At 65.5% G+C, this 11,858-nt stretch carries 9 protein-coding genes, 5 tRNA genes and 1 pseudogene; 9 read left to right on the top strand and 6 right to left on the bottom strand.

Going from position 1 to position 11,858, the window contains the following annotated elements; genetic code table 11:
* Positions 1–62: 62 nt before the first annotated feature.
* The 6 genes from ACCQ01_RS12135 to ACCQ01_RS12110 all read left to right on the top strand — a co-directional run bounded on the left by ACCQ01_RS12135 (position 63) and on the right by ACCQ01_RS12110 (position 2,152).
* Entirely contained in the window at positions 63–449 is a 387-nt protein-coding gene (locus tag ACCQ01_RS12135) for a c-type cytochrome (RefSeq protein ID WP_011037295.1), read from the top strand.
* 8 nt (positions 450–457) lie between these two features.
* Positions 458–919 (top strand): c-type cytochrome, encoded by a 462-nt coding sequence (locus ACCQ01_RS12130; protein ID WP_043877747.1) that lies wholly within the window; start codon positions 458–460, stop codon positions 917–919.
* A gap of 86 nt (positions 920–1,005) precedes the next feature.
* Positions 1,006–1,081 (top strand) — tRNA-Ala (locus ACCQ01_RS12125).
* 47 nt (positions 1,082–1,128) lie between these two features.
* Positions 1,129–1,204: transfer RNA gene (locus ACCQ01_RS12120), tRNA-Glu, on the top strand.
* A gap of 743 nt (positions 1,205–1,947) precedes the next feature.
* A tRNA-Ala gene (locus tag ACCQ01_RS12115) sits at positions 1,948–2,023 on the top strand.
* A gap of 53 nt (positions 2,024–2,076) precedes the next feature.
* Positions 2,077–2,152: transfer RNA gene (locus ACCQ01_RS12110), tRNA-Glu, on the top strand.
* 286 nt (positions 2,153–2,438) lie between these two features.
* Here ACCQ01_RS12110 and ACCQ01_RS12105 read toward each other — a convergent pair.
* Positions 2,439–2,615 (bottom strand): hypothetical protein, encoded by a 177-nt coding sequence (locus ACCQ01_RS12105; protein ID WP_011037297.1) that lies wholly within the window; start codon positions 2,613–2,615, stop codon positions 2,439–2,441.
* 268 nt (positions 2,616–2,883) lie between these two features.
* Positions 2,884–2,970: transfer RNA gene (locus ACCQ01_RS12100), tRNA-Leu, on the bottom strand.
* Between the two features lie 139 nt (positions 2,971–3,109).
* Between ACCQ01_RS12100 and ACCQ01_RS12095 the strand changes: the two genes are divergently transcribed.
* On the top strand, positions 3,110–3,490 hold the full coding sequence (locus tag ACCQ01_RS12095) for a response regulator (protein WP_029216977.1): 381 nt from the start codon (positions 3,110–3,112) through the stop codon (positions 3,488–3,490).
* A 536-nt stretch (positions 3,491–4,026) separates the two neighbouring features.
* A pseudogene (locus tag ACCQ01_RS12090) lies at positions 4,027–6,996 on the top strand (PAS domain S-box protein); the annotation flags it as partial.
* Between the two features lie 36 nt (positions 6,997–7,032).
* Here the strand turns inward: ACCQ01_RS12090 and ACCQ01_RS12085 are convergent.
* Both ACCQ01_RS12085 and ACCQ01_RS12080 read right to left on the bottom strand, forming a co-directional pair.
* Entirely contained in the window at positions 7,033–9,396 is a 2,364-nt protein-coding gene (locus tag ACCQ01_RS12085; protein ID WP_228432722.1) for a Tex family protein, read from the bottom strand.
* Positions 9,397–9,500: 104 nt separating this feature from the next.
* On the bottom strand, positions 9,501–9,728 hold the full coding sequence (locus ACCQ01_RS12080) for a hypothetical protein (protein ID WP_042599220.1): 228 nt from the start codon (positions 9,726–9,728) through the stop codon (positions 9,501–9,503).
* Between the two features lie 192 nt (positions 9,729–9,920).
* Here ACCQ01_RS12080 and ACCQ01_RS12075 point away from each other — a divergent pair, with 192 nt between their 5' ends.
* Positions 9,921–11,132 (top strand): NAD(P)/FAD-dependent oxidoreductase, encoded by a 1,212-nt coding sequence (locus tag ACCQ01_RS12075; protein WP_228432721.1) that lies wholly within the window; start codon positions 9,921–9,923, stop codon positions 11,130–11,132.
* Here ACCQ01_RS12075 and ACCQ01_RS12070 read toward each other — a convergent pair.
* Positions 11,090–11,605: a hypothetical protein gene (locus ACCQ01_RS12070; protein ID WP_228432720.1), complete on the bottom strand. Its 516-nt coding sequence runs from the start codon at positions 11,603–11,605 to the stop codon at positions 11,090–11,092. The genes ACCQ01_RS12075 and ACCQ01_RS12070 overlap by 43 nt on opposite strands.
* On the bottom strand, positions 11,575–11,775 hold the full coding sequence (locus tag ACCQ01_RS12065) for a PspC domain-containing protein (RefSeq protein ID WP_011037304.1): 201 nt from the start codon (positions 11,773–11,775) through the stop codon (positions 11,575–11,577). Before ACCQ01_RS12065 ends, ACCQ01_RS12070 begins: the two co-directional genes overlap by 31 nt.
* Positions 11,776–11,858: the final 83 nt, after the last annotated feature.

Raw genomic sequence — 11,858 nt, 5'->3', positions numbered from 1 at the left:
TCGGTTCGGCCCGCAACGCCCCCACGTGCGGACGCTCATACCAGTCTTCCGGATACGAAACCATGCGCCCGCAGCCGCTCGCCGCTTGTCTCGCTCTGGTCGTCTTCCTGCCGTTTGGGGGCGCATCAGCAACACCATCGGTTCCGACACCGCCTGCGCCTGCAGCCGCGGCGCCGACGCCTGCCACACCCGCGTCCTCGGGCAATGCCGGGAATGGCCGCCAGCTGGCGTACACCTGCCAGGGCTGCCACGGCGTGACCGGCTACAAGAACGCCTACCCAAGCTACCGCGTGCCCAAGATCGGCGGCCAGTCCGCGCAGTACCTGACCCAGGCACTGACCGAATACCGCCAGGGCAAGCGCAAACACCCGACCATGCAGGCACAGGCGCAAAGCTTTTCCGAGCAGGACATCGCCGACATCGCCACCTACCTGTCCACCCTCAAATAAGCGCCCACATGCCGAACGCCCTGTACGCTCCGCGTCTAGCCATCGCCTTGGTCGCTGCCCTGTCGTTGGCGGCCTGTTCCCAGTCCCAGGTGGAATCCACCGATCACTCTGCCGGCGATGCCGGTCATGCCAGCGGCGAGCACGGCTCGGGTTCGTCGGCCGGCCTGCCGACCGGCCGCGCCGCAGCCGGCGACAAACTCGCCCATACCAAAGGTAAGGCTACCGGCCAGAGCTGTGTCGATTGCCACGGCGCCGATGGCAATGTGCCGCTCGACCCGACCTATCCCAAACTCGGCGGCCAGTACGGCGACTACCTTGCACATGCATTGCAGGCCTATCGCAGCGGCGATCGCCAGCATCCGTTGATGACCGCGCAGGCCACCGCGCTGAGCGACCAGGACATCGCCGATCTCGCCGCGTACTTTGGCGCGCGCCCGACGCAGCTGCGCGATCTGCACGGCGTCAACTGAGCACGGCGCACGTCGCGTCTCATTCGGCATGAAAAAGCGCTTGCGCGAACGTTAACGCATCGCTATCATTTCGTTCTCAGTTTCGTGGGGCCATAGCTCAGCTGGGAGAGCGCCTGCATGGCATGCAGGAGGTCGGCGGTTCGATCCCGCCTGGCTCCACCAAGTTCCGGACATAGGCCGTCTGGAATCGACAACCAGGTTTGATACGCGTCCCCATCGTCTAGAGGCCTAGGACACCACCCTTTCACGGTGGACACCGGGGTTCGAATCCCCGTGGGGACGCCAATCATCAAAAAGCCTCGGCATTGCCGGGGCTTTTTTCTTGTGTGCGATTTTTGCCAGATGTGCGAGAGCAGTGTGGTGATGCCTCACTGGCGACACTCTTTGTGCGATTGCGTGTTGAAGCGTCTTCGAAGCTGGCCGGAGTTGCAAGATCGGTCGAAGTGCGTGATTCCGATTGCGTGTGCATGACCTGGCGCTGCGACCACGACGCGCCGAGCCGCGCCGCGCCGGAGTAAGACTTCACCACCTGCGCATTTGCGTGCGCCCTCGCCTTTCAAGCAGAGCAGACGATATGCACGCTGCTGCACACGTCACCTCGCTTGTCACCGCTGCAGCGACGCAGCGACGAGAACAGCACTTGGGACGCAGCGCACGAAATTGCCTTTCCCCGCTTTGCACTAGCGTTCGGGCATGACCTGCACCCTTGCGGCTTCAAGCTGCCACGCACTCACTAGTGCGCCACTAACCGATGCAACTTCGCGAACGGCAACCCGTACACGAAAAGTCTCGAGGTCAGCTGCGCATCGCAACACGCTTGGCTAACGCGATGCACAACGCAGGACACACCTGACGCGTGTTGCTTGCTGACGAGATCAGCGACAACGGGAAGCGCCGCACCCAGTGCCCGACACGACACAGCGCGTAGGCCGATCAGAACGCTGGCGGGTTACCGCATGAAAAAGATGTATCCGCGCCTCTTCCCAATCCTGTTTCAGATCGCTATCATTGCCGGCTCGCAGCATCGTGGGGCCATAGCTCAGCTGGGAGAGCGCCTGCATGGCATGCAGGAGGTCGGCGGTTCGATCCCGCCTGGCTCCACCAACTTTCGGACAATAGGCCGTCCGCAAGCTGACAACCGGGTTGTTCGTTTATGCGTCCCCATCGTCTAGAGGCCTAGGACACCACCCTTTCACGGTGGACACCGGGGTTCGAATCCCCGTGGGGACGCCAACGACAAGAAGCTCCGCACTGCGGGGCTTTTTTGTTGGGCGTTGTTGAGCATTGCGGATGCGCTGACCGCGCCGGGCGGCGCGTGGCGCGCACGCAGACTGTGCTCCAGGTTTCCGAGCTCGGGACTAGCACGCACCCGATTCAGACGTTGCTGCGCACCGGCGCCACTGGGCTACTTAAAACCAGTAGCTCCGCCTCTGCGGCAAACGAATCGAATATCGCAGCCAAGCGCCAGGACTTTCGTTTAGTGTCGCCGCGCCACGACATGGTGCCGGCCTACACCGCGTCACACCTGCCCGTCATCAAGCGCCTTGCGCCCCTCGTGCGTCAGATCGATATCTGCGTCTTCCGCATGCGTCGCATAGCCGGCGCGTACCGCCCAATCGGCCTCTTCTTCGCTCACCGGCGTGGTGGCGTGGATGTCGCGAAGAATGCGCAGCTTCTGTTCTGAGTCGATCGCCATGATGGGCACCTGATCTTGAGGGAAGCCTCAAAGGTACGGACCAGGCGTGATGGCTGCGTGCCTGTGCGAACACCACTGCCCCTCCAGAATTGCTCGGGCAGCAACCGCAACAACAACTCCATGCGAGCGCCAAGCATCCATGGCGAAGCATCCCCACATATCGCAGCAGCCCGCCTGCACCCGGCCGCAAAGCGCACCGGCGCACAGCGGAAACGTAAAAGCCCGCCTGGATGACTCCAGGCGGGCTTTTAGATGTACCGCAAGAACTTGGTGCCGAAGGTGGGACTCGAACCCACACGCTTTTAAGGGCGGCGGATTTTGAGTCCGCTGCGTCTACCGATTCCGCCACTTCGGCGTGGCCGCGCAGTATAGCGAGTTGTCAACGAAACGAACAGTGTCAGGAATTGCCTGACGAATTCATCTGCAAGCAGCGTCAGCAACGCGGCGCTCAGCCTGGGCCGATATACTCACCGGCTACCGTGAAGGAGTAAGCAATGTCGGCGTTGCGTGGAGTTCGGGTACTCGTGGTCGAAAACGATGACATGAATGCCATGCTGCTCGAAATGCAGCTGATCCAGGCGGGTGCGGCAGTGGTCGGGCCGGTGGGTGAGGTCGACGACGCGCTGCAGCTGATCGAGGCCGATGCGCCGGATACCGCCGTGCTGGACTATCGCCTGGGCAACGGCCAGACCAGCGAACCGGTTGCGCGGCGACTCACCGAACGCGGCATTCCCTTTGTGCTGGCCACCGGCGTGGCCAGTGCCAGCATCCCGCACGGGTTTGAACGCGGGGTCATCCTGACCAAGCCGTACATGTCCGACGAGCTCGTCGATGCCCTGGCCAAGGCGCGCCAGCGCAGCGGTGCCAGCAGCTGACGCGTTGTCAGCGGCGACGTTGTCACTAGAATCACTGCATCCAGGGCTGACAGGTGGGATGCACCATGGCCATCGCCGCGCCGGCCATTGTTGAGTTGCTGCCAGAGCATCGCGAAACCGCGGCGCTCTTGCCGCATGCGGACGATCGCGTCCTCGCCCTGCTGAGCGAGAGTCCTGCGCTGTCGACCGCGCTTTCGCTTTGCCTGCATGCGCAGGTGCCGATGGTGCTGGTGTGTGGCGAGGCCTCGCACTGCCTGTACAACGATGCCTGCATCACGCTCCTCGGTGCGCTGCATCCACACGTGTTCGGCCAGCCGCTCGCTGCAGTTACCGCCCAACGCCTGGGGCTGGCGGGAGCGACAGACAGACAGCAGCCCCCTGAGTCATCGTCATGGTCGCGCAGCCCGGTGCTCGAAAGCGGCAGGCCGTTGGGCCAGCTGTATATCGCCGCCCATCCGCACGGACAGCCGTCGCAGTGGCACGGCAATACGCTTGCGGCAACAACCCTGGCTCTGCCGTCGCCCACAGACGAACGCAGCCACGACAGCTTTCTATTGCATCTGGAAGATGCCCTGCAGCATGTCTCCGACCCGCGCGCGATCGTGGACACCAGCGTGCGCCTGCTCGGCGAGCATCTGCGGGTCAACCGCTGCGCATTCGGCCTGGCGGCGGAGGACCACAGTGTGATGCACGTGATCAGCGACTACGTGCAGGACATGCCCAGTCTCAAGGGAGATTTTCCGTTGGAAGCCGCGCAGGGGCTGCGCGATGCGCTGCTGGAAAACCGCACCTGGTTCACCACCGACGCGATGGCCCCCGGCGCGCCGGACTACGTGGTCGAGCAATACCGGCATTCCGGCCTGCGCGCGTCGCTGGCGATTCCGTTGCACAAGCATGGCCAACTGGTCGCGGCAATCGGCGTGCATCAACGTGCACCGCGGCAGTGGGCCTCCACCGACATCGAACTGGTGCGGCTGGTGGTGGCACGGTGCTGGGAATCGATGCAGCGGGCCAAGGCGCAGCGCCAGTTGGCGGCCAGCGAGGCGCGGCTGCGGCGGCTGGCCGACACGGTGCCGCAGATCATCTTCATCGCCGATCCAGCGGGCCAGCCGGACTATTTCAATCAACGCTGGTACGAATACACCGGCCTGAATCCAGACACGGAGGCCAGCGCCGCGTGGCAGCAGGCACATTCGGCCGCAGGCTTGCGCATGTCCGGCCAGGCGTGGGCGCTGGCGCTCAATGGCGAGCGCGCCTACGAGATCGAATGCGAGCTGCGCCGCCACGATGGGCAGACTCGCTGGCACCTGGCGCGCGCCCTGCCCGTCCGCGACGAACATGGACGCATCAGCGAGTGGATCGGCACCTACACCGATATCCACGACCGCCGCGGGTTCGAGCACAAGCTGCGCGAAAGCGAGGCGCGCTTCCGCGCATTGTGCGAGACGGTGCCGGCGATGATCTGGATGGCGGATGTGGACGGCAATTGCGTCTACTGGAACCCGCAGTGGTATGAGTTCACCGGCCAGGGCGAGGAACAGGCCCTGGACCAGGGCTGGTGGAATGCGATGCATCCCGATGATGCGGCGCGTGTGCGGCATGCCTTCGAGCAGGCGCTCGATGCGCGCGGCGCGTTCATCGCCGAATACCGCATCCGCCGCCACGATGGGCAGTACCGCTGGTGTATCGACACCGCGTCGCCGCACTTCGGCAGCGACGGGCGCTTTCTGGGCCACATCGGTTCGCTGACCGATATTTCCGACCGCAAGCGGATCGAAGATGCCACCGCATCCGACCGCGCGATCCTGAGCCTGATCACGACCGGTGCGCCATTGACGGTGGTGCTCGATGCCATCGCGCTGAGCGTGGAAGCGCGCGGCGAAACACCGCTGTATTGCGCAGTGATGGTGCTGGATGAGGAGCACCAGACCCTGCAGTTCGCGGCGGCCCCGCATCTGCCGCGCGATTACAGCGGCGATTTCGAGAATGCGCCGATCGGGCCGTCTGGCCCGCCGTGCGCGCGCTCGGCCCATAGCGGCCTGCAGGTGATCTGCGAGGAAATCGCCAACGATCCGCGCTTTGAAGACCACCGCGCGCTCTCGGCAGCGATGGGGATTGCCGCCTGCTGCGTCACGCCGATTCTGGGCAGCAATGGCGCCGTGTTGGGCACGCTCAACATCTATTACGCGCAACCGCACCTGGCTTCGCTGCGCGAACAGGCCATGGCACGCTCGGCATCGCACCTGGCCGGCATCGTGATCGAGCGCACGCGCGTGGATGCCAAACTCAAGGCCTCGCTGCAGGCTGAAACCGCTGCACGCAATCAGGCCGAACACGCCAGCCGGGTCAAGGATGAATTCCTGGCCACGCTCAGCCACGAACTGCGCACGCCGCTCAATGCGATCCTGGGATGGTCGCGCCTGATGCAGGCCGATGCCTTCGAGCCAGCCAAGCTGGGCAAGGGACTGGTGGTGATCGAGCGCAGTGCGCGCGCGCAAACGCAGATCATCGACGACTTGCTGGATATGAGTGCGATCCTGTCCGGCAAGATCCGCCTGCAGCCCGAACACTTCGACATCGCCGGGCTGGCGCGCAGTACCGTGGAATTGATGCAGCCCACCGCGCAGGCGCGTCAGATCCGGCTGGAACTGGATGCGCCGCTGCAAGGCAGCCTGTGGTTCTTCGGCGATGCCGGACGCCTCCAGCAGGTGCTGACCAACCTGATCAGCAACGCGCTCAAGTTCACCGCACCCGATGGCGATGTGCGCGTGAGCCTGGAGGTGGAAGAGCAGCGTTTGCGTCTGTGCGTACGCGACACCGGGATCGGCATCGCCGCCGACTTCCTGCCGCATGTGTTCGACCGCTTCCGTCAGGCCGATGCCGGCACCACCCGCCGCGTGGGCGGATTGGGGCTGGGGCTGTCGATTTCGCGCCAGCTGATCGATCTGCACGGCGGCAGCCTGGGCGCGTCCAGCGCCGGCGAAGGCCATGGCGCAACGTTCACCGTGGTGCTGCCGTTCCAGCACGGCGTCAGCGACCAGCGTCCCGCACCAGAGCCTGCCCACACCGGCCCGCTGCCCGCCACCGCACATGGCCGGCTCGATGGCGTGCGCCTGCTGCTGGTGGACGACGACCAGGACTCACGCGAGGCGGTGATGCATTTCCTGATGCTGGCCGGCGCGCAGGTGCAGGCCGCCGGCTCGGTGGATGCAGCGGAAGCGCACTTGGCCGCGGCGCATTACGACGTGCTGGTGAGCGATATCGCCATGCCGCTGCGCGATGGCTACGACCTGATCCGCAGCGTGCGCTCGGGCCGGCCGGAACTGCCGCGGCACATCCGCGCGATTGCCCTCACCGCCTACGTGCGCGAAGAGGACCGCGACCGCGCCATTGTGGCCGGCTTCGACGCGCACATGGGCAAGCCGGTGGAGCCACCGGGCTTGATCGACCTGATCGAACGCCTGGTGCAGCCAGCCGGGACCGTACGCACCGACCCATCCGCCTGAACAACGCACCCTGGCGCGGGCCAGAGTGCGCTGTGATCAGCTGCGTTTGGCGCGCGCGAAGGCGTCGGCCAGTGCGTTGTTGGCGGGCGGCGCACTGGTCCGCGGCTTGGCAGTGCCCGATGCCGGGCCACGCCCGCCACCACCGCCTCCATCGCGCCTGCCCTGCCCCGCGCCCCGTGTGTCGCGTGACTGCGCGGCCGCGTCGGCCGGTGGCGGCGTATCCGACAACCGCCGGGTCAGCGCAATGCGTTTACGCGCCACGTCCACTTCCAGCACCTTGACCTTGACGATGTCGCCGGCCTTGACCACGTCGCGCGGGTCCTTGACGAAGGTGTCCGACAGCGCCGAGATGTGGACCAGGCCGTCCTGGTGCACGCCGATGTCGACGAACGCGCCAAAGGCCGCGACGTTGCTGACCACACCTTCCAGGATCATGCCGGGCTTGAGGTGCTTGATGTCCTCGATGCCCTCGGCGAACTGCGCCGCCTTGAATTCCGGGCGCGGGTCGCGGCCGGGCTTTTCCATTTCCTTGAGGATGTCGCGCACGGTGGGCACACCGAATTGTTCGTCGGTGAACTGCTCCGGCTTGAGCGCGCGCAGGAAGCTGCCGTCGCCCAGCAAGGCCTTGATCGGCTTGCCGGTGCTGCTGACGATGCGCTCCACCACCGGATAGGCCTCCGGGTGCACCGCCGACACATCCAGCGGCTCATCGCCGTCGGCAATGCGCAGGAAGCCGGCGCATTGTTCGAAGGTCTTGTCGCCCAGGCGCGGGACCTTGAGCAGGTCCTTGCGGCGCTTGAACGGGCCGTTGTCGTCGCGATGCCGCACGATGTTTTCCGCCACCGTGCTGGACAGGCCCGACACGCGCGACAGCAAGGCCGCCGAGGCGGTATTGACGTACACGCCCACGGCGTTGACGCAGTCTTCCACGCGCGCGTCCAGCGCCTTGGCCAGGCGATATTGGTCCACGTCGTGCTGGTACTGGCCCACACCGATTGCCTTGGGCTCGATCTTGACCAACTCGGCCAGCGGGTCCTGCAGGCGCCGCGCGATCGACACCGCACCGCGCAGCGAGACATCCAGGTTCGGGAATTCCTTGGCAGCGAATTCAGATGCGGAGTACACCGATGCGCCGGCTTCGCTGACCACGATCTTCTGCAGCTTGGCGCCGTCGCACAAGGCGATTGCCTCGCCGGCGAGCTTGTCGGTCTCGCGGCTGGCAGTACCGTTGCCGATCGCGATCAGCTCAACGTTGTGCTGCAGGCACAGCTTCTTGATCGTCTGCAACGACTGGTCCCACTGCCGCTTGGGTTCGTGCGGGTAGATCGTCTCGGTAGCCACCAGCTTGCCGGTGGCGTCGACCACGGCGATCTTGCAGCCCGTGCGGATGCCCGGGTCCAGGCCCAGCACCACGCGCGGGCCGGCGGGCGCCGCCAGCATCAGGTCCTTGAGGTTGTCGCCGAACACCGCAATCGCCTCGGCCTCGGCCTTTTCGCGCGCCTGGTTGAACAGGTCCAGCAGCAGGTGCATGTGCAGCTTGGCGCGCCAGGTGAGCCGGCAGGCATCGAGCAACCAGCGGTCGGCCGGGCGGCCCTGATCGGCAATGCCGGCACTGCGCGCCACGCGGCCTTCGGCGTACTGATGACCGGCGTCGGCATCGGTGCCCGGGTCCAGATCCAGGTACAGAAATTCTTCGCGGCGTGCCCGGAACAAGGCCAGCAGGCGATGCGAGGGAATCCTGGCCAGCGATTCGGCGTGGTCGAAGTAGTCGCGGTACTTGGCACCGGCCTCTTCCTTGCCCTCAGCCACACGCGCACGGATCACGCCGTTGTCGTTCAACCAACTACGCAGTTCGCCGACCAGCGCGGCGTCTTCGCCCCAGCGCTCCATCAGGATCGCGCGGGCGCCTTCCAGTGCGGCCTTGACGTCGGCCACGCCCTTGTCGGCATCCACGTAGGCCGTTGCGGTGGCTTCCGGCGCTTGGGTGGGGTCGGCCAACAAGGTGTCGGCCAGCGGTTCTAGCCCGGCCTCGCGCGCAATCTGCGCACGCGTGCGGCGCTTGGGCTTGTACGGCAGATACAGGTCCTCCAGGCGCGACTTGGTGTCGGCGGCGACGATTTCGCTGCGCAGTTCGTCGCTGAGTTTGCCCTGCTCGCCGATGCTGGACAGGATCGCGGCGCGGCGGTCTTCCAGTTCGCGCAGGTAGGTCAGGCGCGTTTCAAGGTTGCGCAGCTGGGTGTCGTCCAGACCGCCGGTGACTTCCTTGCGGTAGCGCGCGATGAACGGAACGCTGGCGCCTTCATCGAGAAGGGCAATGGCGGCGCGCGCCTGGGCGGGTTGGGCACCGATCTCATCGGCGATGGTGCGGGCGATCTGCTGGGCAAGCTGGGTGTCGTGCATGGCGGCGCGGTTGGAACCGCTTCACTGTCAAAAATGCATTTTCGCAGTGCCGGGGCGCCGCGGAAACCCGTTGACAGGACCACCGTAAACCTATGCCGACGTGCTCAGCTGACGCGGCGTGCGTAATGGGTGGCGGCGCGCTCGACCAGAATGCTTTCGTGCAGCGATTCCAGCGCCATGACGCGGATCTTGCCCACGTCCTTGAGCGGCACCATACGCTCCACATACACCTCCGGACCGGCCTCGGTCATGGTGCGCGACTTGCTGAAGCCGTACGGCACCACGCCTTTATCGCCATCCTTGCTGCCACCGACGTACAGGACAATCGACATACCCTCACCTTCTTCTGCTGCTGTTGCTGCGTTGACGGCGCGAGCATAGCGAGCACGCCGTGAGGAGCTTTTCCACGCACGTTAACGCCGGCTGTTTGCGATTTGGTGACCGCGCGATGGCGGCTGCATGCGTCACGGCCGCTTCACCCCGCTTGATCGTCCAATCCAGTTCCGCCCGCTCACCGACACCGCATGAACCTTAAAAGTGGTTATCCGTTCTGGTCGATCCGCAACGGATTGATGCGTCCCTATCCGCGCCTGGAGCAGGACACCCACTGCGAGGTGGCGATCATTGGCGGCGGTGTGACCGCTGCATTGATCGCGCACGAGCTGCTGCGTCACGGCCATGAGGTGGTGGTGATCGAACAACGTGAGATCGGCTGGGGCAGCACCTCGGCCAGCACTGCGTTGCTGCAATACGAGATCGACACGCCGATGGTGGATCTGGCAGCGCAGTACGGTATGCCCGCCGCCGCGCTGGCCTATGGTGCGTGCGCAAAAGCGATCCTGGATCTGCAGGAGCTTTGCGATGGCTTGGGCGGCTGCGACTTCACGCGCCAGGACAGCCTGTACTACGCCAGCCGTGCGCGGGATCTCAAGGATCTGCAGCGCGAACTGGACGCACGCAAGACACATGCGCTGCCGGTGGAGTGGATCGCCGGTGACACGCTGTGGCACGACTACGGCGTGCGTTCGGAAGGCGCCATTCTCAGCCGGCTCGCCGCCAGCGTGGACCCCTACCGCCTGTGTTACCGCTTGTTCGCAGAATGCGAGCAGTACGGCGGCCGCATCTACGACCGCAGCCCCATCGCCACCCTCCAGGCGCATGACCAGCATGTCGATCTGCGCACCCAGGACGGGGTCAGCGTGCGCGCGCGGCACGTGATCATGGCCGCCGGCTATGGCAACCAGCAGTGGCTGTCGCAGCGGGTCGCACGCAACCGCAGCAGCTATGCCTTCGTCACCGACCCGCTGCACGACACCGACGTGGGCGCGCTCAAGCACACCATGATGTGGGAGACCGCGCGCCCCTACCTCTACGTGCGCACCACCGCCGATGGCCGCGTGGTGGCCGGCGGCGAAGACGACAGCATTGACATTCCCGCGCGCCGCGACGCACGCGTGCTCAGCAAGATGGACACGCTGCTGAAGAAGATCGCCAAGGTGATGCCGGACGTGCGGCTGCGGCCGGTGTTCGCCTGGGGCGGCACGTTTGCCGAAACCGCCGATGGGCTGCCGTTCTTCGGCACGCATTCCGAGCACGGCCCGCGTGTGGCCTTTGCCATGGCATATGGCGGCAATGGCATCACCTACAGCGCGATCGGCGCCGGCCTGCTACGTGCGCAACTGGAAGGCCGCGCTCACCCGTTGTCGGACTTGTTCGGCTTCTCGCGACTGGGCTGAGACCACCACGGCCACCACCCGTGGCCGTGCATTGCGTAGGCATCTGCGGCGCGCTCGAGCGGGTTGCGCACGTGGATGCCGCCGCACAGCAGGTACACCGGAAGAAATAGCGGGCCGAGCAGCATGTATTGATACACGTGCGCGCGCTCGTGATCGCCGAGCCGCACCGCCGGGTGCACGCAGCGACCGGCGGCATGCGCATAGGTGGCGCATTGCAACTCCAGCGATGCGCCCTTCAACAAGATGACGTTGCCCAGCGTCATCGCCCCGCCCGCCCCCCATGGCCAGGCATGGAAAACCACTGCGCGCTCAGTGGCTGACCAGCTCGGCCGCGCGCCAAAACAGGCGCCCAACCCACCGATCGCCAGCCCGATCAGCGTGTTCGGCAACGTCCACAGCGCACCCAGCACCTGCAGCGCGCCCAGCCAGCGCGGGATGCGGCTCAGTCGGCCTGATTCGGGATCAGCAGCCACAGGATCAGGTAAACCAGGATGCCGGGAAATGCAGCCGAGGCGATCGACACGATTACGAACAGGATGCGCAGCAGGGTCGAGCTCCAGCCGAAGCGGCGCGCAATGCCGCCGACGACGCCGGCGATCATGCGGTCATTGAGGGAACGGGACAGTGCAGTGGTGGTGGACATGAGCAGCCTCCTGGAACGTGTCTCACAGTGTAGGCAGGCCAGCTACAGCGGATCGTGAGGGCACGCGTGCGTGGCGCAGCCCA

The organism is Xanthomonas sp. NCPPB 4037, assembly GCF_041475695.2.
Lineage (GTDB): Bacteria > Pseudomonadota > Gammaproteobacteria > Xanthomonadales > Xanthomonadaceae > Xanthomonas > Xanthomonas campestris.
Note: the sequence above shows the minus strand (reverse complement) of the source record. Positions and strands in the feature narration are given on the sequence as shown.